At 68.9% G+C, this 21,283-nt stretch carries 18 protein-coding genes and 1 pseudogene; 11 read left to right on the plus strand and 8 right to left on the minus strand.

Annotated elements, in window-relative coordinates; all coding sequences use genetic code 11:
- Nucleotides 1-4: 4 nt before the first annotated feature.
- From ACZ7MG_RS01555 to ACZ7MG_RS01580, 6 genes are all read right to left on the minus strand, one after another.
- A complete protein-coding gene (locus ACZ7MG_RS01555; protein ID WP_471386050.1) occupies nucleotides 5-1,249 on the minus strand; it encodes a lanthionine synthetase C family protein in 1,245 nt (414 codons plus the stop codon).
- Complete coding sequence (locus ACZ7MG_RS01560; protein WP_471386048.1) at nucleotides 1,246-4,149, minus strand: lantibiotic dehydratase; 2,904 nt, start codon at nucleotides 4,147-4,149, stop codon at nucleotides 1,246-1,248. The genes ACZ7MG_RS01555 and ACZ7MG_RS01560 overlap by 4 nt, the downstream gene beginning before the upstream one ends.
- An 84-nt stretch (nucleotides 4,150-4,233) precedes the next feature.
- Nucleotides 4,234-4,416 (minus strand): FxLD family lanthipeptide, encoded by a 183-nt coding sequence (locus ACZ7MG_RS01565; protein WP_471386047.1) that lies wholly within the window; start codon nucleotides 4,414-4,416, stop codon nucleotides 4,234-4,236.
- A 61-nt stretch (nucleotides 4,417-4,477) separates the two neighbouring features.
- A complete protein-coding gene (gene fxlM / locus ACZ7MG_RS01570) occupies nucleotides 4,478-5,686 on the minus strand; it encodes a methyltransferase, FxLD system (protein WP_471386045.1) in 1,209 nt (402 codons plus the stop codon).
- A 224-nt stretch (nucleotides 5,687-5,910) separates the two neighbouring features.
- Complete coding sequence (locus ACZ7MG_RS01575; RefSeq protein WP_471386043.1) at nucleotides 5,911-7,167, minus strand: protein-L-isoaspartate O-methyltransferase family protein; 1,257 nt, start codon at nucleotides 7,165-7,167, stop codon at nucleotides 5,911-5,913.
- Nucleotides 7,168-7,292: 125 nt separating this feature from the next.
- On the minus strand, nucleotides 7,293-7,790 hold the full coding sequence (locus tag ACZ7MG_RS01580; protein ID WP_471386042.1) for an ATP-binding protein: 498 nt from the start codon (nucleotides 7,788-7,790) through the stop codon (nucleotides 7,293-7,295).
- 161 nt (nucleotides 7,791-7,951) lie between these two features.
- On the opposite strand from ACZ7MG_RS01580, the gene ACZ7MG_RS01585 reads away from it, so the two are divergent.
- The 5 genes and pseudogenes from ACZ7MG_RS01585 (at nucleotide 7,952) to ACZ7MG_RS01605 (ending at nucleotide 13,152) form a co-directional block, all read left to right on the plus strand.
- Complete coding sequence (locus tag ACZ7MG_RS01585; protein WP_471386040.1) at nucleotides 7,952-9,352, plus strand: helix-turn-helix domain-containing protein; 1,401 nt, start codon at nucleotides 7,952-7,954, stop codon at nucleotides 9,350-9,352.
- Nucleotides 9,349-10,230, plus strand: a complete 882-nt coding sequence (locus tag ACZ7MG_RS01590; RefSeq protein ID WP_471386038.1) for an aminoglycoside phosphotransferase family protein — start codon at nucleotides 9,349-9,351, stop codon at nucleotides 10,228-10,230. Before ACZ7MG_RS01585 ends, ACZ7MG_RS01590 begins: the two co-directional genes overlap by 4 nt.
- Before the next feature lie 100 nt (nucleotides 10,231-10,330).
- Complete coding sequence (locus ACZ7MG_RS01595) at nucleotides 10,331-10,639, plus strand: DUF7677 family protein (RefSeq protein ID WP_471386036.1); 309 nt, start codon at nucleotides 10,331-10,333, stop codon at nucleotides 10,637-10,639.
- Between the two features lie 457 nt (nucleotides 10,640-11,096).
- Nucleotides 11,097-11,747 (plus strand): peptidase, encoded by a 651-nt coding sequence (locus tag ACZ7MG_RS01600; RefSeq protein ID WP_471386035.1) that lies wholly within the window; start codon nucleotides 11,097-11,099, stop codon nucleotides 11,745-11,747.
- A gap of 14 nt (nucleotides 11,748-11,761) precedes the next feature.
- A pseudogene (locus tag ACZ7MG_RS01605) lies at nucleotides 11,762-13,152 on the plus strand (UDP-N-acetylmuramoyl-tripeptide--D-alanyl-D-alanine ligase).
- On the opposite strand, the gene ACZ7MG_RS01610 reads toward ACZ7MG_RS01605, so the two are convergent.
- Entirely contained in the window at nucleotides 13,149-13,334 is a 186-nt protein-coding gene (locus ACZ7MG_RS01610; protein WP_471386033.1) for a hypothetical protein, read from the minus strand. The pseudogene ACZ7MG_RS01605 and the gene ACZ7MG_RS01610 overlap by 4 nt on opposite strands.
- A 724-nt stretch (nucleotides 13,335-14,058) precedes the next feature.
- Here ACZ7MG_RS01610 and ACZ7MG_RS01615 point away from each other — a divergent pair.
- From ACZ7MG_RS01615 to ACZ7MG_RS01635, 5 genes are all read left to right on the plus strand, one after another.
- On the plus strand, nucleotides 14,059-14,379 hold the full coding sequence (locus ACZ7MG_RS01615; protein WP_471386031.1) for a helix-turn-helix transcriptional regulator: 321 nt from the start codon (nucleotides 14,059-14,061) through the stop codon (nucleotides 14,377-14,379).
- A 244-nt stretch (nucleotides 14,380-14,623) separates the two neighbouring features.
- Nucleotides 14,624-15,649 carry a tyrosine-type recombinase/integrase gene (locus ACZ7MG_RS01620; protein WP_471386029.1) on the plus strand — a complete coding sequence of 342 codons (1,026 nt, stop codon included), beginning with the start codon at nucleotides 14,624-14,626 and terminating at the stop codon, nucleotides 15,647-15,649.
- Nucleotides 15,650-15,895: 246 nt separating this feature from the next.
- Nucleotides 15,896-17,587, plus strand: a complete 1,692-nt coding sequence (locus ACZ7MG_RS01625) for an MFS transporter (RefSeq protein WP_471386028.1) — start codon at nucleotides 15,896-15,898, stop codon at nucleotides 17,585-17,587.
- Nucleotides 17,588-17,610: 23 nt separating this feature from the next.
- On the plus strand, nucleotides 17,611-18,135 hold the full coding sequence (locus tag ACZ7MG_RS01630; RefSeq protein WP_471386471.1) for a hypothetical protein: 525 nt from the start codon (nucleotides 17,611-17,613) through the stop codon (nucleotides 18,133-18,135).
- A gap of 142 nt (nucleotides 18,136-18,277) precedes the next feature.
- Nucleotides 18,278-18,475, plus strand: a complete 198-nt coding sequence (locus ACZ7MG_RS01635) for a hypothetical protein (RefSeq protein WP_471386026.1) — start codon at nucleotides 18,278-18,280, stop codon at nucleotides 18,473-18,475.
- Nucleotides 18,476-18,517: 42 nt separating this feature from the next.
- On the opposite strand, the gene ACZ7MG_RS01640 is transcribed toward ACZ7MG_RS01635, so the two are convergent.
- On the minus strand, nucleotides 18,518-19,933 hold the full coding sequence (locus tag ACZ7MG_RS01640) for a DUF2252 domain-containing protein (protein ID WP_471386024.1): 1,416 nt from the start codon (nucleotides 19,931-19,933) through the stop codon (nucleotides 18,518-18,520).
- A gap of 218 nt (nucleotides 19,934-20,151) precedes the next feature.
- Here ACZ7MG_RS01640 and ACZ7MG_RS01645 point away from each other — a divergent pair, with 218 nt between their 5' ends.
- Complete coding sequence (locus ACZ7MG_RS01645) at nucleotides 20,152-20,880, plus strand: HdeD family acid-resistance protein (protein ID WP_471386022.1); 729 nt, start codon at nucleotides 20,152-20,154, stop codon at nucleotides 20,878-20,880.
- The last annotated feature ends 403 nt before the right edge of the window (nucleotides 20,881-21,283 follow it).

The following is a 21,283-nucleotide window of genomic DNA, read 5'->3' on the forward strand; positions in this document are numbered from 1 at the left end:
CGTGTCAGGCCAGGGCGAGGAAGGTGTCCCAGTGCGGTGCGGGCGCGCTGCCGGTGGCGTAGGTGTGCAGGGCGAGGGCCGCTCCGGCGGCTCCGTCGAGGAGTTCCGGGTCAGGTGAATCCTGATCGAGTGCGGTGATCAGGCGGTCGGTCAGACGCGGCAGCTCCGCGGTGATCTCGGTGCTGCCTGTCTCGTCGGCCATCCGCCACGCGGCGTGCAACAGTCCGGCCATCCCGTGGCACAGTCCGGTCTGGGGGAGCCGGTTCTGTAGCAGTGGGTCGCGAAGGGCCGCGAGGATCGCGTTCTCGGCGGCCCGCACGCGTGCTGGCTCACGGAGAGCGAGTCCTGCCAACTGCTGGGCGCGGGCGGTGCCGCTGACCCCGTAGCACCAGGAGGGACGAGGCCGCAGCGAGCTGTGGATGTGGTTGTCGGTCGCTTGCTGCACCGAGATGTAGCCCGGCCACCAAGGGGCCGCCAGGTCACCCTGACGCCAGAGGTCGGTCCAGGCGCAGATCCGTTCGACCGCTTCGACTGCGCCGGACACGTCCAGGCCGCGCAGTAGGGCCAGGGACAGCACGGAAAGGGTGGAGCCGATGCCGTGGGCGAGCCCGAAGTTCCCGTGTCCGCCCGGGTAGTCGGTATGCGGTGATCCGCTGGGGGAGACATCCATCCACCAGGCCGGCAGTCCGGCCGAGCCGGGCAGGGGTTCGGTCAGACGGGCGAGATAGGACAGGACATCGCGGGTGATCTCATGGCCGGGGTGGCGGCTTAGATGGTAGGCACCGAGTCCGGTCAGGCCCTGGATCAGGTCGAATTCCTTCATGGGCGGCCGCTCAGTGCGGTCGATGCGCTGGTGGGCCTCGGCGAGACGGCTGCGGGTGACCGTGACGGTCGCCGTGTCCAGATGATCCAGGGCCCGTCGGTAGCGGTTGGATGTCCCGATCGCGCGGTGCGTGACGAACGCGAGGGCAGGGGCGCCCAGGAACAGGTTCGCGTTGGCCGCGGCACTGATGTCGCCGGCCACGGCTTCCGACAGCCAGGTGTGCACGGTGTTCCAGTCTCCGTGGCCGGTCCGGGCACGCTCTATGTGCAGCAGAGCTATGCCGGCTGCTCCTCCGCCGAGCGACTGTGGCCAGGCGCGAACCCCGTCGGGCCGGCGCCCGCGCCAGACCGTGTGCGGGTCGGACAGTTCGTAGGCCAGCTTCTCGGCGGTCGACAGAGCGGCAGGGACGGGGCTTGTGGTGGTCAAGGAGTCCTCCGTGCTCGTGCCGTCCAGCTCAGGGCGGCGGCTCGGGCCAGGTGCAGATGCAGGCGTTCCTCGGCAAGGCTCGTACCGTGCACCCGGATGTGGTGAAGGTGCAGCAGGTCCGGCAACAGACTCTGCGGGTTCACGACGGCGTCCGTGAGTGCGCGGGCGTAGTCGGCCAGTGCCGCTCGGCGTGCGGACCACGTCGGGACGATGCGCTCGTTCACGTCCTGCGGGCCGACGCGCACGAGGTCGACGGCCTGGTGGTAGACGGCGCGGGGTGGAGCGGCCGGGGCGGTGCGGGTGTGCTTGATGAGCCAGCGCATAGCCGTGTCGTCGTCGCCGAGCAGACCGATGGCGATGTCTACCATGCTCGCGGCTGTCAACGCGCGGCTGTCCAGGCCGGCCTTTCCGGTACGGATGGCGAGTTGGGCCAGCACGGCTGCGGAGTCGGCGCCGAAGTACTGCTCGGCCGCGTCGATCGCGCCGGGGCCGCCGAACCGCGTTGTCTCCGGATGGTAGGTCTCCAGACTGGCGTGCGTGATCAGGCCGTTGTGCCGGAGCTGTTGCGTCCACTCGCCGACGTGCACGATCGACGATCCGAGAGTGCCGGGTGCACACGTCATGCGCAGCCGTAGATGGTCGTCGGAGCCCGTGTAGCGGATGAACCACGAGCGAGGGGCGCCCAGTTCCTCCAGCAGGAACGGCAGATGCCGGGTCAGGATCGCGTCCTGCCGGTCACGATGTCCGTGGAGCTGGAGGTAGATGTGATCGTCGCAGCCGGGCAGGTGGCCGTGGTCACGGTTGACGAACAGGTTCGTGCTACTCGGGACGGGGGGCATTTTCTGATCTGCGATGAAGGGGATCACTACCTCGTGGGCGTGACCTCCGGTCCAGCCCAGGCTCTCGGATGTCGGTGCCAGGCGCAGGGTGACCGAGCCGTCGCGGTCGAGGTGGGTACGCAGGAGCGCTCGGTGCGAGGGCACGGTCAGATCCAGAGTCATACGCTGGTCGGCCTCGCTCAGGGACACCCGCTTGGGCAGATGCATGGTGCGTGACCACTGAGTCAGGGCTTCGTCCCACTGCGGCCAGGGGGCCGACGGAGTGGGAAGGTCGTCCCGGGAGAGAATCCAGCGGGCCGGTGACAGGATCGCGCGCCCGTACCGCAGCGCGGGCAGGAACGGCAGGTGCCCAGCGGCGGTGCCCCACACGAATCCGGTACACGGGACGGTCAGCGCGACGGGCGCCTCGGCAAGGAAACGGGCGAGCGGATGGGCGTGGGAGTGCAGGTTGAGAGCGCTCAGCAGCAGCGTGTGCACCGGGCGCCGCCGGGAGAGGGACACTAGGTGCAGCCGTGTGGCATCGGCGGTCACCGCGAGGTCGGTCAAGGGAAGCAGGACGTCACAACCGTGATAGTCGCCCAGTGAGATCACCAGCTCGGCCGCCTGAGGAGCACGCGCGACGTAGTCAGCCCGTGCGGACAGCGGTGCGGAGCTGATCTGCGCGACGAGCGCTCCTTCGTGCACCCCCGGCAGCCCGGCGTACACGGCGGTCATGCGGCGGCGGTCCTCGTCGTCCAGGAGGTCCAGGAAGCGGCCGGTGGTCGTTCCGGCGGAACGTGCCACCCCCTCGACGTGGAGGGTGAACTCGCCCTGCCCCAGGGCCTCAACGCTTGCGGCGGCGATGCGGACGGTGACCTCCGTGCTCGGCTGCACGGGGTGATGGGGATCGGTGGTGGCTAGTTCCTCGATCGCGGCGTCGTCGAGTTCGACTTCCAGACGGCCCTGCATCCCGGCGACTTGGGCGAGCCTGACGAGCCGCTCGTCCCGGTCGGGCAGCGGCACGGGCTCCGGTGGGTGAGGGGACCCGAGGTAGCCGTGCGGGTATCCGAGCGCGTCGATGGCCTTCATGACGGGCACGACTGCTCTCGGCCCGTACCGTTCCAGGAACCGCCTGTGCCATCCGGTCCACCCGGGCAGCGCTCCATCGGGAGCCAGTCGGGTGAGCGCCCGGGCTGCCGCTGCCGCCTGCTCGGCCACGGTCTCCGGTACGACCAGACGCCAGTCCGCCCGCAGGTCGAGCACCGGCTCGTCGACCTCGCGCAATTCCGCCGTCTCATCGGGCGGGAGAAGTCGGGCATGTGCGCGGACAGCAGCGAGCGGGTCGGTCGCCGTCATGGCCGGCCGGATACTGGTCACCAAGAATCGCTGCTTGACCAGGCCCGCCAGTAGCTTTTCGACCGCGGCGGACGAGGCGGTCGGGAAACCGGCCGACACCTTCTCGGCGAGGTCGCCCCACAAGATCGGAGTCCGCGCCCCGTCCAGGGCTGTGCGGACCGGCCCTGTCAGCCGTAGCTGCACCTGCTCGGAAGCAGCGTCACGTGTGCCGCAGGGCCGGTGCTCGACCAGCGCATGGCCATCGCGCTCGACGACGAGGCTGGAAGTGATCAGCATCAGATGCGGCCGGACAGCGCTGTGTTCCTCGAACTGGTCAACCAAGGCCATGGCCCGGGCCGTGTCGGGACGGGCAGTCACATGGTGGTCGGTTCCTCGGCGCAACACGGGAACCGGCCCTACGTGCGCCGGAGCGACCCCGGCGAACAGACCGAACGGAGTGGCGCGTGAGCGGGCGCGCAACAGGTAGCGCAACACGGAAACCACCGTGCGGCGGACCGCAGCGTCTGACATGGGCCGGCCGACGCAGACCTCGTGCACTCGGCTCGCCAGGGCCGGGCTCGCGGCTGCGACGGCAGCTGCGAAGTCGGCTGTCTGCCAGGCCTGTTCCAACCATGCCCGCCATGACTCGGCGCTCGCGGACGGACCGGTCAGCTCCGGCCAGAGTGCCGGAGCATCGGAACTCAGCACAGCCGCTCGTACGACAACTGCGTCAACGTAGCGGTACATCCACCTCTCCTGTGGCCATGCGGTGCCCGACCACGCCCACGAGACGGGCGCGGCCGGGCAACGAGATCAACCGGTCTGGTGCTGCTACGGGCAGCTCGTGCACGCGGACTGGCACGACTGGCCACAGCCGTCATCCGTCAGTCGGATGAGGTGGTCGGCGTTGGGCCCGCCTTCGACGATGGTGATGTCCAGTTCGAAGGGGTCCAGCTCGGGTGTCGTCTCGTCGGTGACCGGGGGAGGAGAGACGTGCTCCAGTTGAACGGTCATGCATGCCTCCTTGGCATTGAGATGGTGCAGGTCCCGGAGCCCAGGAGTGGGCCCCGGAGGCTTAGTGCCAGGTCGCCACCAGGACGCCGTGGCGCTTGCGCACGGCATTCCGCGGCGACGCGGACGGGGCGGGCCCCGGCTGGTACCTGATCGCTGCCGCGCCCCGGCGCCGGTGATTACGCGCCCAGTCCCGCAGCAGTTCCGTGTACTGCTCCGCCAGGACTTCGGCCTGCGGGCCGTGCGCCACCACACCGCTCTCGAAGCCCTCGGTGTCCTCGTTCACCCGGCGCGTGCGGTAGGCGATGCTGTCCTCGCTGACCAGCGCTGCCACACCCAGCCGGGCCGAGGGCTCCAGGAGTCCGCTCTCGACGATCTCCTCGGACGCGTGCAGACGCGCCACGCTCGGCAGATTGAGCGTGAGGTACAGATCCAGCTCATCGGGGAGGTCGAAGGCAGCGCCCGACCAGCGCGTGAACCTGGGAGCGTCCAGGGCTTCGTTCAGCGCTTCCGGAACAAGCGCTACGTGCTCCTCGTCGGTCTTCAGCGCCACGCCGTCCCGGAGCAACACCTTCCGTTCCTCTGTGGCGGCACCCTCGCCCTGCATGGGCACGAAGTGCGCCAGACGATAGGAGTCGCTGACCAGACCGGCGCCGTCACGGTCGAACGCGATAGAGCGGGTCGTACCGTGCACGGCCAGCGGAACGACGAGTCGGCCCTTCTCCGTGAGCAGGCTGATCCACGAGGGCGGGATGTCCCAAGCGGCAACGGTGACGATGATCCGGTCGTATGGGGCGCGGTCAGGGACACCGTCCTCGCCGTCGGCGAGGACCGTCTGCACCTGGCTGTACCCGGCGTTGTCCAGGCACCGACGCGCTCGGTCGACGACATCGCGGTCGATGTCGACGGTCGTGACTGCTCCGTCGCCACCTACGAGTTCCTGGAGGAGCGCGGCGTTGTAGCCACCCGAGCCGATCTCCAGAACCTTCATACCGGGGCGGACATCGGCCTGCTCCAGCATCACGCCCTGCAGGTGGGCGGCGGACATGACGCTGAGGTTGAAGCCGCTCTGGTCCTTCTTGACCGGCACGATGCCGTGGAGGTCGTAGGAGAGGTCCAGAGGGGCTTCGGGGGCGAACAGGTGCCGCGGCACCGCGCTGAAAGCGGCGACGACGGGCTCGGACGCGATCGCGTTCTGATCAAGGAGCGCACGGACCATGTCCGCGCGGAGCGCCTCAGGATTGCGAACAACCGAGCCATCAGGAGGAGTCATCCGATTACCTACTTCTGTTGGGAACTTGGTTCTTGCGGTGCGGCCACGGCATCCGGCTGACAGCCAAGATGCCGTGCGACATACAGGTGAACGGCTGATCAAGGACTGGGTACTTGTCGCCCCGAATTCACCCCTCGTGAGCGTTCGGAGCGTTCGGACCAGGAGGGGGGCCTGCACGGCGTCGGCTCGGACACCGGCCGCGGAACGCGCTGGCAGGGGGGTGGTCAGATCGCATGATGCGGCGTCCCGACAGAGGGAATGTGGATGTCCGGCAGTTCCCAAGACGGGCCGTCGGGCGCGCCCACCCATAGCCTGTGTTCGGTTTCTGTGACCGTCAGGCCGAGTTGCTGCGGCTCCGGCTCCCCCGCCGCCTGCCATCGAGCGAGCGCATCGAACAGAACGGTGCCGAGATCACGCGGCCCCCACTCGTAGACACTCCCAGGACCGCAGAGGAAGACCACCGCCCGCGATGTCTGACCGTCATGAACTCGGAGACGGTCGGCTACCTCGCCTTCCAACTGCGCGGCGCCACGAACCGACTGCATCCGAAGGTCGGGATAGAGGAGGCCGGCGAAGAGCTGCGCCGCCGGCCGCAGAAGCGTACGCGTCGAGCCTGAGGCCCCCGAGGTCCGCGGAGGCTCATGAGGCTCGACGGTCACTACCGCGTCGGGGCGTTGGCCTCGCAGCCACACTGCCCGCGTTGCCGGTCCGGCCACGAAACGGCCACTGGCTGACCGGCCGTTACCTGCCACTCGCAGGGTGAGCAGCGTGCTGGCGCCTTCAAGGCCGGTACGAAGCGGTAGGCACAGACAGCCGCCTGGGCGAACACGGCGGACCCAGTCCCACGGAACACGCTGGACTGCACGATGGGAGAGGAGGCGGTCGAACGATCTGGCAGGCCCCAGAGCCCGGTCCGCCAACGTGTTCACTATCTGCACCCTCGGATAGCGGTCCAGTGGCTGCCGCGCCGCGTTGGCGAGGCGCTCGGTGTCCGCGACCGTGACCACCCAGCCGTTCTGCAGGTGATGGTCCAAGAGCGCTGCCGTCCAACCGTTGTCCGAGCCGATCTCGACGACGGTCATCCCGGGGGCCAGGCCAAGAGCGGAGAGACGCCCGACAGCGTCCTGCGCTGAAGGGATCACGCCTGTAGCGATACCCGGCCCACCCTCCTCACCGTGATCGATGTCGAAGACGAGCAGTTCGGCGCGATGCGCGAACTTCCCCCACTCACCAGCGTTCTTACGCCGATCCACCTTGCGCCAACGACCACCACGACGAATGCGGAGCACGTCGGGAACGAAGTCCTGGCGGCGGTCACACCTGAGTGCGTCGCCCAAGTGACGGTGGGCGGTCCCTCGCCTCTCGCGGGCAGTGCCGACAGGCGGAGGCAGCGGGGGAAGGCGCTCTTCCTCGGCGGCTCCTGCAGCGGAGCCGCCGAGGAAGGCCGAGCCGCCACTCGCCGACAAGGGCGGTTCGTCCATGGGCGACATGGTGGTGTACGCCGGGAGCGCCTCATCCCGACAACGCGAAGGCACCGGCACCACGGGAGGGGGCGTCGTCGGTCCGGTCGGTCTGCTAGTGGGCTCTTCAGCCGAGTCTGACCTTCTCATGACGCCTTCAATGCTGGGTTCGCAGCGCCGTCGGAGTTCGTGATGAAGAACGTCGCCCATACGTCCTTACCGACCTTGATCGGGGAGTAGCCGAAGTCATCGGCGAACGCCATGACCAGAGGCAGGCCCCGACCGTGCTCGGCCTCATCGGCGGCGTGACCAGGCTTCGGCAGTACGGGATCGCAGTCCCGCACGCAGATGTTCAGTGCGCCGGGCAGACACGTGACCGTCAGCTGAGCGTTTCTCACCCCGGTGGGCAAGGCGGGACGTACGTGGCGTAGGACGTTGGTGAGCAGTTCCGTGACCACGAAGGTCGCGTCGTCGGTCACATCGTCCAGGCCCCAAAGCTTCAAGTGGGCGCGTACGACGGTCCTGACGAAGGGCACTGCCTGCTCGGTCACATCGAGGTCCATTGCCAGATGTCCATGGGCACTTCGCGTTGTGGCGCGTATGTCGGCGGCTGGCACGGCGGATACTTCCAAGAGGTCGGCCATCACTGGTCCACTTCGGTCTGGCGAGAACCTCGGCCACGAGGTTCGACTGCGGTGTGTACTGGTGCGGAACCTGTCAGCCACCATTCAGTCAGGTCGCGAGACCCTCGTGCAGATCCGGATGCGGAGACCTGAGATATCCGCATCACGACCCAGGGACGCTTATGCCGCAGCCAGAGAAAGAGCTGAATCCAGACGCCTCGCCGCAGGACTGGTTCGGCGCGGAACTGCGCTACTGGCGCAAGCGTCGTACCGGTCTTCGGGCTGCTCAGCTAGGGCCGATGGTGCAGGTCAGCCCGGATGTGATCACCAAGATGGAGAAGGGGCAGTACCGGTGCCGACGCGACCTTGCCGAGCGCCTGGACGCCGTTCTGGAGACCGGCGGTGTGCTCACTCGCGCCTGGGGCATGGTCTTCGGCGATGCGGATAAAAGGAAGCGTGAAGCGGATAATGTCCGCTCCGGCCCCGATGAGGGGGCCGTTCAGTTGCACACAGGACGCATCCTGGGCAGAGACAGCTCTGTCCCACTACCTGGGAGCCTTCCGCCAGTGGACCGACGTGCCTTCCTGGCCTACACCAGTCTCGCCGCCGTGACTCCGATAGACCTCGCTCGACTGGTGGCACCCACCGCGCCACCGGAACTGCCCAAGCGGATTCGCCCCACAGAACTTGAACAACTGCGCCTTGTCGCCGACGGCATCCACCGCTGGGACAACGCCCAGGGCGGCGGCGGCTTGGTCGGCGACTTCGCCAGCCGTTCCCTGGAGTGGGCCGTACGACTGCTCTCCACTGACTGCCCCTCAGGTCTCCGCTCGGAACTCCTCGGCAGCGTCGCGCGGTTGGGTGTTGTCGTTGGTGCCACGCACTTCGATGCCTACGCCCACGACGAGGCCCGGGTCGCCTTCAAGATCGCGTCCGAATGTGCGGAGGAGGCTGGGGACTGGTGGCTCCGCGCCAAGACGTTCTCCTTCCTGGCTCGCCAGGCCATCTGGCTCGGTGATCCGGACGACGGTCTGACCTACGCGGAAAAGGGGCTGGTCCGCTCCGACCGGCTCACGCCGACCATCCGGGCCATGCTGCACAGCGCCCGTGCTCGTGCTTTCGGAAAGATGCGCGATGTACAGGGGACGATGGCCGCGGTCGGCGCGGCCGACGACGCGTTCGACCACTCGAACCCGGCTGAGGATCCACTGTGGATGGCGTACTACGACGAGGCCCAGCACCACGGAGATACGGCTCACGCTCTGTGGGATCTCGCCATCTACGCCGACCAGGACCCGGGCCGGGCGGGCGCACGGTTCACCTCGGCGGTCGCCGGACACGGTGACGACTACGCTCGCTCGCGTGGCATCTCCCGTACGAAGCTGGCGTCCCTCGTCATGGTCAAGGGGGATCCGTTGCAGGCGATCGCCATCGGGCACCAGGCGCTCGACGACGTTGGCCGACTCACCTCGCGCCGGGCGGCCGACGATCTGAGGGAACTCCGCCGCTTCGCGGCGGAGCACCGGGGGCTGGAGGAGGCGGCGCACCTTCGACGCCGTATCACGACTACCTTGCAGGCATGACGATCTCGGCCGCGCCCGACCGTTCCGTGTTGGAAGAAGCGTGTTTCCTCGGTGGCTTCGACCCGGGCGGCGCCGAGCCACTTCGCCTCGCCGAGAACGAGATCTGGCGTCTTCCCGGAGCGGTCATCGTGCGTATCGCGCGCGTCGGCCAGTGGAAGGCATCCGTGCGTGAGGTCCGGGTTGCCCGATGGCTGGCCGACTACGAGGTGCCGGCGGTCCGCGCGCTGCCGATCGAGCAGCCGGTCGAAGCCATGGGCCGTCCCGTGACGTTCTGGGCCGAAGTTCCCCACCACGAGATCGGCACCGTCAGGGAAGTCGTCACACTACTCAAGATGCTCCACGCTCTGCCCGAACCGGACTTCCCGCTCGACCGGCTCGACCCCTGCGTACGGATCGCTGAACGGATTGACGGGGCCACATCCCTGTCCGAGAGCGACCGGGAGTGGCTCCGCCATCGGTATGCGGAACTTCGCGAGATGTGGCAGCACAGACCACCAGGTCTGCCCGAATGCGTGGTGCATGGCGACGCGTGGGTCGGCAACGTCCTGCGCACCACGACCGGTCCCGTACTGATGGACTTCGAGCGAGTCTCCGTCGGACCACCGGAGTGGGACCTCGTCTCTACCGCGGTCAAGATGACGACCACCGGCACAGTCACCGCAGCCGAGTACGCGGAGTTCTGCGAGATCTACGGAACCGACGTCACCGAGTGGGAGGGATATGACCTCCTGGCCGGCACCCGAGAACTGCGCATGACCACCTACGCCGCCCAGCACGCGGCCACGCGCCCCGAGTGGCAGGCGGAGGCTCAGTACCGCGTCGACTGCCTACGCGGCAGGGCAGGAGCGTCTCCTTGGCATTGGAAAGGGATCATGTAAGGGGTGTCCCGAACGATCGCCGCCACCTCCGGAGAGTCCGTTGCTTCCTGCGGTGGGATGTCGACGATCGATCTGGGAAGGGTGGGGCTGGATTCTTCGCATGCCTTCGCATCTCAGCCATGGTGCTTCCGGAGCCCTTCGATGCTTCGCTGGATGGCTCGCCCGGGGGTCGGTGGGCCACCCGATGCTGGAAGGGGTCGACTACTGGGAGGAGTTGCGCGAGTCGCCCTCCCAGATGGAGATCTGCGTCGCGATCTTCGCCAACGTCCTCGAACTGGATGAGCAGGGAGAACCGGTCAACGAGAAGCACGCGGAGAGCAGGGCCGCAGCTTGGCTCTACCGCTACTGCACCGGGGAGCTGCCTCTGGGGGAGCCGGATATCGAGCCGTGGGAATGCCAACTTCATTGACCGTTGACGTGTGACGCCATCGGAGTATGGCAGCCACGCCGTCGCTCCGCGTCACCGCATTGCAGCGTGCATCTTGAAGTTGCAGGTCATGGCTCTGGGCTGTGGATCAGAGGCCGCTCAGTATCCGTCGGGATGTGTAACTCCTGAACGTTCGCTTGCACTGCACCCCCCGATGGGCGGCAAGACCCGCGTATTCGACACGCCTCCTTTGGTTGCGTCGGCGTTCGCCTCCTACTACCTGGCCGATCCCGCTGCCGAGGTTGCACTGCCCTGGGGCGGGCCGGAGCCCGATTGGGGACGAAGAAGTTGCTGCTCATCCTCACAACGGCGTACGGCAACGGTATCCAGGCGAACATCTTCAACTTACGAACGGGAGGCAACAGCGATGCGGCCGCGTCCGTGCTGCGCTGACGACGACACACAGGACCGGCCTTCGGTCCACGCCCCGGTCCCGGCCGTGACCCAGTACGCCTCCGCCCACCTGATCACCCGCATCGCCTACGAGGGCCACGACCCGGCTGACGACCCCAACTGGCCGCTGTCCGGCGCCCCTTCCCAAGAGGTGTACGGCCGGTGGTGCCGCCACATCTGCGGCATGGCCTGCCTGCGTATGGCCCTGCTGCACCGCTTCGATGACGCGCCGAGCCTGTTCACGCTCCTGTCCGGAGCCCGGTGCTACGGCGCCTATGTTCAGCGGGACAACGAGATCAAGGGGTTGATCTACGCCCCGTTCGCCCGGTACGTCGAGGACACCCACCAACTGGGCGCCACTGTGCACGGCACCCTCAACCCGGCCGGGCTCGTCGCACTGCTGGACGAGGGACGGATGGTGATGGCGTCGGTGTCCAAAGAGATCCGCCGGCCCGGGATCGACCCGGAACGACGCGGCGGACACCTCGTGCTGGCGATCGGCCACGACAACGGGCGGATCCACTACCACAACCCCAGCGGCCACACCCCGGAGACACGACAGGCCAGCCTTCCTGCCGACCGGTTCGCCGACTTCTTCGGCCGCCGGGGCATCAGCCTCGACCTGCGCCGCACGGGACGTGGCCAGTCTGCCCCGACCACCGAAACCCGGCCGGTAGCTTCCCCTTCATCCACCTGACCAGGGAGAAAAACGTGCACCCCATGTCCTTGTCGGCGATCGCCGACGTCGTCGGCGGCCGCCTTACCGACGTCCTCGTCACCGCGCCCGCGGTCTTCGACTCCCGCGACGCCGTCCCCGGTTCCCTTTTCATAGCCCTGGCCGGGGAGCACGCCGACGGCCACGCGTACGCCGAGGCCGCCGTCAACAAGGGAGCCGTCGCGGCCCTGGTCACCCGTCCGGTCGGCGCCCCCGCGATCCTCGTCGAGGACGACGTACTGGCTGCGTTCGGACGGTTGGGACGTCACCTCGTCCACGGCGCCCTCGACCGGGCGACGGTCGTGGCGATCACCGGCTCTGCCGGGAAGACCAGCACGAAGGACTTCATCGCTCAGGTCCTGCCGCCGCCGGCAGTGTCGTCGCCACCCCGCAGTCCTTCAACAACGAGATCGGACTGCCGCTGACGATCACCCTTGCCGATGCCGCCACGAAGTTCCTCGTCCTGGAGATGGGCGCCCGCGGCATCGGCCACATCCGCAGCCTCACCGACATCGCCCCGCCCGACATCAGCGTCGTCACCAACGTCGGCACCGCGCACGTCGGCGAGTTCGGCGGCCGGGACAACATCGCCCTGGCCAAGGGCGAACTCATCGAGGCACTCCCGGACGACGGCCTCGCCGTCCTCAACGCCGACGACCCGCGCGTCCGCGCCATGGCCGAGCGCACCAACGCACGCGTGATCACCTACGGCCTCGACGCGCAGGCCGTCACCCGCGCCACCGGGGTGACCGTCAACGACCTCGGCCAGCCCGGCTACACCTTGCACACCCCCGAAGGCACTGCCCACGTCCAGCTCGGGCTGGTCGGCGAGGTGCAGATCCACAACAGCCTGGCCGCGGCAGCCGTCGGCCGCGAAGCGGGCCTCGACGTCGAGGAGGTCGCCGCACTGCTGTCGTCCGCCACCGGGCAGTCCCGGTGGCGGATGGAGACCCACACCCGGCCCGACGGCGTCACCATCGTCAACGACGCCTACAACGCCAACCCCCACTCGATGCGCTCCTCCCTGACCGCGCTCGCCACGATGGCCCGCGGCCACGACCAGCGAGCCATCGCCGTCCTCGGCCAGATGAACGAACTCGGCGACGCCGCCCGCACCGCACACGAGGACATCGGACGGCACGCCGCAGCTCTCGTCCTGGACCAGGTCATCGTCGTGGGAGAGGAGGAGGCGGGGTGGATCCAGACGGCCGCGAGCGCTGCCGGCGCCCCGGCCATCCATCTGCCCGACCAGGAGGCGGCCCTACGGTTGCTGCACTCGATCCTCCGGCCCGGCGACGTCGTCCTGGTCAAGGCCTCCCGCGGGGTCCGGCTGGAACAGCTCGCCGACGCGCTGCTCCAGCCGAACCCCAGCCTCGGCGAGGCCTAGGAGGCCCGGAGACCCGGTTCCGCCAGCATCGCCCGCAGCAGCGGGCCCTGGCCGACCAGGTCACCGGTCCCCATCAGCACGACATCGCTGTCGACCACACCCGCGTCGGGCGGTGGATCCGTCGTGGTGAACGGCCCCGTGCCCCCATCCCGGAGCTGCTCGCGGAGTTGTTGGGTGAACATCTCGGTCAGTCCTGCACACCCGAATCCCTCGGACTCGTACGGGCGTCCAAGCTGCGTATCGATCTGGAGCCCACGGAGTTCGCGACTCTGCTCGATCGGGCGGAGGAGGCCAGCCTGAGCCCCCAGGCGTTCGCGCGTGACCTCATCAGTGCCGCCTTGGCAGGGCGGGGAGTTGAGGAGAGGGGCGTCATTCGATGGCACGGCTGTGAAGGTATCCCTTTTCTGGAAACAGCGTTCGAGGCCAGCCTTGTAGCAGCTGGTCCGCGCGATTTGGGTGGACAGGATCTCGTCCGAGAGGATCCGTGACTTCAGCTCAGCGCAGACAAGAAAGAACCCTAACGGACTGGAACCTTCTCCGGGAGCATGTCAACGTACAACGACCGGGAGAAAACCAGGTCATGAAGGTCGGACTGGCCTCTCCACTGAATCGGAGTATGAGTCGGGGACCAGTTCACGTTGTGCAGGTTGATGTCCATCGCGGGCGGAACATATACGACGATCGCCGGTTAGCCAAACCGCTGATCGTGAGGACCATCAAGAGTGTTCCCGGCGGCTGCGTCAGGTGATTGAGCCGTCGCGAACGCAGTAGGCGGTGAAACCTACGTCGTGCTGACGTGAGTTCCCCTTGCTTGCTGCTTCTACACCGTCAACAGCGCCGAGTGGTGGGAGGCGTGGATTGCCCCCCCAAGCGCTGGTCCTGCCCGTAGCTCACAGAGAACTTGGCATGCCCGCAGAACAGTTGAATTCCCCTGTCGCCAATCCCGCCCACGGAGGTGCCATCCGTGGAGCCTTCCTGACTGTGAAGGATGCAGCGGATTATCTCGGCCTGTCGCCTCACACCCTCTACGTCTGGCGGCATCGGCGGCAGGGACCGCCGAGCTTCCGCATGGGTCTCCGAGGCCGCGTCATGTACCGGCTGGAAGCCCTCGACTCCTGGATCCGCGAACAGGAGCAGGCGGACTCCAGGTCGAATCCCGAGCTCAACCCTCTGAACGCAACTCCGCAGTATCGGTCCGGCCGTCTCAAGGCACCTGTCGAGCCGTAGGTCGTTGAGCCGCGCTTGCATCCCTCTCAAAGGAATAGTTCTGGCAGGCTACATAGAAGACCGCTGGCTCAAGAAGACGAAGGACCCGGTCACCGGGAAAAGGGAGCGGACCACCCGCTACGGCAAGGGGAAGCGATACAGGGTCGCCAACATACCCGGCGTCCGAAACCGCTCCTTTGCTGTCCTGGAGGACGCCAAGGCATGGCTTCGCCGGACAGCCACGGACGAGGAACGGGGCGAGTTCGTGGATCCGCGCGACGGATCCATCACGCTGGCCGACTACATCGATCAACACTGGGCGCCGGGCATCGTGGGTGTGCCGAAGACTCAGGACAACCTGGAGCGCAGAGCGCGTCTTCACATCGTTCCGTATCTGGGCCGGCTTCCGCTCAGGCACATCACGGCGACGGATCTGCGTGCGTACATAGCCCAGTTGGGTGCCACTGCCCTCTCCGTCGATTACCAGCGAGGCATTCTGTCTGAGTTGTCCTCCATTCTGGAGGCGGCTGTCGATGACAAGCGGCTCACCGCGAACCCCATGCACGCGAAGTCCGTGCGCTGGCCCAAACCGACACAGGAGCGTCGCGATGCTTGGCCGTTGGACACGGCGTTGCGCGTCCGCGACGCCATCAGCCCGCGATACCGGATAGCCGTCGTGCTCGGCCTGGGCTGCGGGCTCCGTCAGGGCGAGGTCTTCGGGCTGAGCCCGGAGGACATCGACTACGCGAAAGGCGTGGTTCACGTCCGCCGCCAAGTGCAGTCGCACAAGGGTCGGCTGTACTTCACGCTCCCGAAGGGAGGGAAGACCCGAATTGTCGACATGCCCTCCTCGGTTGCCGACGAGCTGAAGCGGCATGCAGAAACGTTTCCTTCCCTTGAGGTGGAGCTGCCGTGGGAAAAGCCGGAGGGGCGGCGCAGGAAGTACTCCCTGGTGCTCACCACGCAATTCGGCAACGCCATCGCGGTGGTCGGGTGGAACACCAACACCTGGAAGCCTGCGCTGGCCGCGGCCGGAGTCATCCCGCCGCGCCCTCCGGGAGCGAAGCCATGGCAGTGGCAGGCGGCGCCGAGAGACGGCTTCCACGTACTGCGGCACACCTTCGCCTCGATGATGTTGGAGGCGGGGGAGTCCGTGGTGACCGTGGCCCGCTGTCTCGGGCACTCATCGCCGACAGTGACCCTCCGTTACTACGCCCACTTCATCCCGGAAGCAGGCAGGAAGGGACGCGCCGTCATCGATGGATGGCTGGGGAGTCCGACGACCGATTGATTCTCCCCAGATTCTCCCCAGGCCCGATCGCGGTCGTATGCGAGGCGGTGCGCAGGGCGCGTGAGATGCCGCTGCCGCGACCGGCTCGCGGCTCCGGCGGACCGTGGTCGCGGGGTGAGAAGTGGTTGCCTCGCCCGTGGCGGGTGAGGCGCCGACAGGGCTTCTGAGCTGCGATGGAGAGTGCAGAACGGTCGCCGGTAGGGCGGCGGCGGTGGTGTTGCGGGCGTACTCGGTGAGGTGGGCGTCGTGAAGCACTGGCGGGCTCTGATCGTTCTCGGGACGGCCCAGTTCCTGATGGTTTTGGATACGTCCGTCATGAATGTCTCGATCAGCCAGCTGGTGGAGGACTTCGACACCGAGGTCACCGCCATCCAGGCCGTCATCACGCTGTACGCGCTGGTCATGGCCGCCTTCATGATCATCGGGGGGAGGGTGGGCGACATCTTCGGGCGCCGTCGGCTCTTCTTCCTCGGTCTCGTGGTGTACGGCATCGGCTCGGCCCTGACCGCCGCGGCGCCCACCCTGTGGGTGCTCGCGCTGGGCTGGTCGGTCATCGAGGGCCTCGGCGCCGCGATGGTGCTGCCGGCCATGGCCGCCCTCGTCGCCGAGTCCTACCGGGGCCGGGACCGGGCCGTCGCCTACGGCGTCATCGGCGGACTGGCGGGGGCCGGGATCGCGGTCGGCCCGCTGCTGGGCGGCTGGGTGACCACGTATCTCACCTGGCGGCTGGTCTTCATCGGCGAGGTGGTCGTGGTCCTCGCCGTGCTCTGCTTCCGCCGGGTGATCAGCGAGACTCCCCGGGCCGGGCCCCGGCCCACCATGGACGGCGTCGGCGCCGCGCTGTCGGCCGTAGGTCTCGGGCTGGGTGTGCTCGGTGTCCTGCAGAGCGGCACCTGGGGCTGGGTGCAGCCCCGCAATCCGCCCTTCACCGTCATGGGCTTCGCCCCGACCCTCTTCGTCATCGGCGCCGGAGCACTCGTCCTCGCCTGCTTCGCGCACTGGGAGCACCGGCGGGCCGCCCACGGCACCGACCCCCTCGTCCACCTGCCCCTGCTGCACCGGCCCGCCCTGCGCTCGGGCCTGTCGGCGCTGCTCTGCCAGAACCTCATCCTGCTCGGGCTGTTCTTCACCATTCCGCTCTATCTGCAGGTCGTCCAGGGCTTCGACGCCTTCGAGACCGGACTGCGGCTGCTCCCGGTCTCCGTCACCATGCTCGCCGCCTCGCTGGTCGCCTCCCGGCTCGGCCGGCTGGCGGGACCGCGCCGGGTGGTGCGGCTGGCCCTGGCGACCCTGGCCGCGGCCATCGTGTGGCTGCTGGCCACCATCGACCCCGTCATCGACGACACCCAGTTCGCCCTCGCCATGGGCCTGCTCGGCGTGGGCATGGGGCTGCTCGCCTCACAACTGGGCAACGTCGTGCAGTCCAGCGTGGGCGAGGAGGAACGCAGTGAGGTCGGCGGGCTGCAGTTCACGGCCCAGAACCTCGGCTCCGCCCTCGGCACCGCGCTCATCGGCTCGCTGCTCATCGGCTCCCTCGCCCATGCCTTCACCTCGCAGGTCGAGGACGACCCGAGGCTGTCCCAGGAGGCCAGGCAGCAGACGAGTGTCGCGCTCCAGGCCGGGATCAGCTTCGTCCCCACCGATCAGGTGCGTACGGCGGCCGAACGCGCCGGGCTGCCCCCGTCCGAGGCCGACGCGCTCGCCGACTCCTACGCCTCGGCCCAGCTGGACGGCCTCAAGGCGGCGATCCTCGCCACCGGCGGCATCACCCTCGCCGCCTTCCTGGTCACCCCACGGCTGCCGAGCGGACGGGCCGACAGGGCCGGTACCTCGGCGGACGGACCCGGAACGGGCCCTCCCCAGCCCGGGCCGCCCGGCTCGGCCGACGCGCCCGGCGGCCCGGCCACCCCGGCCGGGGCACCCCGCTCGCGGCACTGACGCACGAGGAGGCCGAGGAGATGATGTCCAGGAGCGGGCCTGCCACGGCACCCGCCGAGCGCGGTGCCGGCGCGCGTCGCGCCCGCGCCGACTACACCGGTGGGGTCTACGGGTCCATGCTCGCCTCCTCCGTGATCATCGGCGTGGGGACCCTCGGATCCTCTCCCCGTCTGGAACTCGTCCTCCTGCTGCTGCTCACCGGCCTGGTGTTCTGGATCGCGCATGTGCACGCCCAGCTCTTCGGGGCCCGGCTCGCGCAGCGGGGGCTGGACCGCCGGGTCGTGCTGGAGGTGTGCCGCGAGGAGTGGCCGATCGTCAACGCGGCCGTCCCGCCGGCCGTCGCCGTCGCGGTGAGCCCCCTCCTCGGCCTCGATCTGCCGGGCGCCCTCTGGCTGGCGCTCTCGGTGGCCGTGGCGGGTCAGGTGGGCTGGTCGGTGGCCGCCGCCCGCCGGGCCGACGCCCCCTGGGGACTGGTCGCCGTCACCGCCTCGGTGAACCTGCTGCTCGGCCTCCTGATCATCGGCTTCAAGCTCTATCTGACCCACTGACCACCCACTGACCCACTGCCTCGCCGGCCCTCTGACTCACCTTCCCGGGGTGAGGCCCGGCCGGTGCTCCGGGGCGGACCATCCCAGAGAGGGATCGCAGACAACCCGCCCGTCCGTACCCGGCCATGGGGGAACACCGCTCATGCGCTACGAGATCCGCGTCGAAGGACAGCTGTCGAAGACGCTCACCGGTGCCTTCCCCGAGCTGGACCATGTGCTGATGTCCGGCCACACGGTCCTGTTCGGGCAGGTGATCGACGAGGCGCATCTGTACGGGCTGCTGGCCCGCTGCCAGTCCCTGGGCCTACGCGTACTGGAGATGCGCCAGCTGCCGGAGTGACGGCATGACCGGAGTGACCGGAGTGGCTGATCGGAGCGTCGCTCAGAGGCTCTCGGCCCGGACCCTGCCCGTGTGCGCCGCCACGCCCAGCGCCTCGAAGTCACGTTTGTTGCGGTCGGCGTAGGCCTGGGCGAACTCGGTGAGCGCGCGGTCGAAACGGTCGCTGCCGCCGAGGTAGGCGGCGATGGCGACGGGGTCGCCGGAACGGGCGTGGGCCCGCGCCAGGCTGGCACCGCACAGCCGCGCGAAGAGCCGCAGCAGGGCGGGTTCCATGGTCTCCGGCCGGGCGATGCCCTTCCAGTCGCGCAACTGCCGTACGTAGAAGTCGCGTTCACGGCCGTCCAGCCCGACGACATGGGTGTAGCCCAGGAAGATGTCACTGGTGGTCTGGATCAGCCGCTGCCCCGACACCACCCGGCGGCCCTGGTTGTCCCAGCGGTCGCCGCCGAGTTGGGCGGAGAGGACGGACTCCTGCGCCTCCTTGGCCTGGAGGAGCAGGGGGTCGGTGTCGTCACGGCCCAGCAGGAGGATGATCCAGCAGCGGGTTCCGACGCTGCCGACGCCGACCACCTTCCGGGCCATGTCGGCGATGTGGTAGTGGCGCAGCAGGTGCCGGCGCTCGGACGACAGGGTGCGTACGTACTGCTCCAGGACGTTGTGGAGCTCCTTCTCCTGGCCCTCGGCGGAGGGGTCCGCCAGCAGGTCGCGGAGCGGGGTGATCAGGGGCGGGTCGGGGGCGATCAGCCGGCCCTCGGCCGTGACCCGGGTGAGTTTCTCGAAGGCCTGGAGATGGGTGCGCGTACGGGCCTTCGCGGTCGCCTGGGCGGTACGGCGCCGGCTCTCCTTGTCCATCGAGGAGGCCATCAGCTCCCGCAGTCGGTCGACGTCGTCCTGTGCGTACCAGATGTCCAGGGTGGGCATGCCGGAGAACTCGCGCATCCGCCGCCGGTACGCCTTCACGCAGGTCCGGGCGGCGTCGTTCTGTTCGGCGGTCGAGAAGCCGTTGGCGCGGGCCGCGATGACGAAGCTGGCCGCGAGCCGTTTCACATCCCATTCGAACGGGCCGGCCAGGGTCTCGTCGAAGTCGTTGATGTCGAAGACGAGATGGCGTTCGGGCGAGGCCAGCAGGCGGAAGTTGAGCAGGTGGGCGTCGCCGCAGAGTTGTACGGTCAGGCCGGTGCTGGGGAGCGGGCCGAGGTCGGAGGCCATGATCGCCGCCGCGCCGCGGTAGAAGCGGAACGGGGATTCGAGCATGCGGCCGTAGCGGATCGGGACCAGGTCCTGGAGCCGGGTGGCCGACTGCCGCTCGATCACCTCGATCGGGTCGGTGCGGCCGGCGTCCGCGCCCGCCTCGAACCAGCCGTGGCAGGACCGCGAGGCGCGTTTGCGCGCGTCGCGGCCGTGGGCCGCCCTCTCGGACACGGACAGCGACACCGTCGATGCGCTCGCTACGGTCATGACACCTACCTCCTCAACCGCCTCGACCGCCGGCCGGGCGTACCCCCACCTCACCGCGGGCCGGGCGCGCGCCGGATCACCCGCCGGGGGTGATCCGCCGGGCGAGGGGCGGCGGGACGCTGGCGGCGTGAGGTGACCGCACGCCGTCCTACCGGCACACCGCCGCACGCCGGTGGTGCGGTGCGGAAGCGGTCCGCCCAGCCGTGTGAGGAGGAGCCATGACCGAGTCCGGCGGCCCGCGATCACGTACCGGTCCCGACGACGCATCCGGCGCCACGGACGCCGGATCCGGTGCCACGGACGCCGGGCGCGGTGGGACGGGTGCCATCTCGCGTGGGGTGGCGTCCGGAGCCCTGGGCGATCCGGCGGAGGCGTTGGCGCGGGTGGGGCGGTCCTGGACGTGGATGCTCGGCTCGGCCGTGGCCACGTTGGTGCCGGGTGTCATCGTCCTGGTCTGGCCGGACGGGACCCTGCATGTCCTCGCGGTGCTCATCGGTCTGTATCTGCTCGCGATGGGTGCCTTCCGGTTCGTCGACGTGTTCGCCCGACAGGAACCGGGGGAGCGGCTGTCCGGGCTGCTCCTCGCGCTGCTGTACGTGCTGGCGGGTGTGCTCTGTCTGCGGAACCCGCTGCAGACGATCGCCGCGCTGTCGCTGATCGTCGGGATCGTCTGGCTGGCGACCGGCATCCTCACCCTCCACACCGCCCTGGCCGCCAAGGACCTGCCCCACCGCGGCTTCGTGCTGGGCGCCGCGGTGCTCGGGATCGTCGCGGGGATCGTGGTGCTGGCCCTGCCCACCGAGTCGGCCACGGCGCTCACCCGGCTGCTCGGCCTGTGGCTCGTCCTGCTCGGCCTCGGCGAGGCGGCGGTGGCCCTCGCCTGGCGCGCCGCCCTGCACCGGGCGGGCCTCACGGGTTCCAGGGAGCCGACCACCGGCTCCCGCTGAGCCCCGTCCGCCCAAGGAGGAGCCATGGCCACGGACAAGGACCCCGTACCGCCCGACGCGGGCTCGGGCCCGCCTGACTCCGACGAGGGCCGGCCGAACTCCGACGCGGGTCCACGCACCCCTGACTCGGGCCCGTCCGAACCCGTATCGGGCCCGCAGGACTCCGACGAGGGCTCGCCGGACTCCGATGAGGGCCTGCCGAACGTCGGCGCGGGCCCGGCTGAACCCGTATCGGGCCCGCAGGACTCCGACGAGGGCCCGCAGGACTCCGACGAGGGCTCGCCGGACTCCGATGAGGGCCTGCCGAACGCCGACGCGGGCCCGCCCGAACCCGTACCGGGCCCGCCCGAACCCGCATCGGGCCCGCCCGAACCCGTATCGGGCCCGCAGGACTCCGACGAGG

The organism is Streptomyces sp. NPDC107538 (assembly GCF_055657445.1).

Bases quoted from the DNA above. Each gene is read 5' to 3' on its own strand.
- ACZ7MG_RS01560 (WP_471386048.1), bottom strand. From the start codon at position 4,149: ATGTACCGCTACGTTGACGCAGTTGTCGTACGAGCGGCTGTGCTGAGT.
- ACZ7MG_RS01565 (WP_471386047.1), bottom strand. From the start codon at position 4,416: ATGACCGTTCAACTGGAGCACGTCTCTCCTCCCCCGGTCACCGACGAG.
- fxlM (WP_471386045.1), bottom strand. From the start codon at position 5,686: ATGACTCCTCCTGATGGCTCGGTTGTTCGCAATCCTGAGGCGCTCCGC.
- ACZ7MG_RS01575 (WP_471386043.1), bottom strand. From the start codon at position 7,167: ATGGACGAACCGCCCTTGTCGGCGAGTGGCGGCTCGGCCTTCCTCGGC.
- ACZ7MG_RS01580 (WP_471386042.1), bottom strand. From the start codon at position 7,790: ATGGCCGACCTCTTGGAAGTATCCGCCGTGCCAGCCGCCGACATACGC.
- ACZ7MG_RS01585 (WP_471386040.1), top strand. From the start codon at position 7,952: ATGCCGCAGCCAGAGAAAGAGCTGAATCCAGACGCCTCGCCGCAGGAC.
- ACZ7MG_RS01590 (WP_471386038.1), top strand. From the start codon at position 9,349: ATGACGATCTCGGCCGCGCCCGACCGTTCCGTGTTGGAAGAAGCGTGT.
- ACZ7MG_RS01595 (WP_471386036.1), top strand. From the start codon at position 10,331: ATGCCTTCGCATCTCAGCCATGGTGCTTCCGGAGCCCTTCGATGCTTC.
- ACZ7MG_RS01610 (WP_471386033.1), bottom strand. From the start codon at position 13,334: ATGTTCACCCAACAACTCCGCGAGCAGCTCCGGGATGGGGGCACGGGG.
- ACZ7MG_RS01615 (WP_471386031.1), top strand. From the start codon at position 14,059: ATGCCCGCAGAACAGTTGAATTCCCCTGTCGCCAATCCCGCCCACGGA.
- ACZ7MG_RS01630 (WP_471386471.1), top strand. From the start codon at position 17,611: ATGTCCAGGAGCGGGCCTGCCACGGCACCCGCCGAGCGCGGTGCCGGC.
- ACZ7MG_RS01635 (WP_471386026.1), top strand. From the start codon at position 18,278: ATGCGCTACGAGATCCGCGTCGAAGGACAGCTGTCGAAGACGCTCACC.
- ACZ7MG_RS01640 (WP_471386024.1), bottom strand. From the start codon at position 19,933: ATGACCGTAGCGAGCGCATCGACGGTGTCGCTGTCCGTGTCCGAGAGG.
- ACZ7MG_RS01645 (WP_471386022.1), top strand. From the start codon at position 20,152: ATGACCGAGTCCGGCGGCCCGCGATCACGTACCGGTCCCGACGACGCA.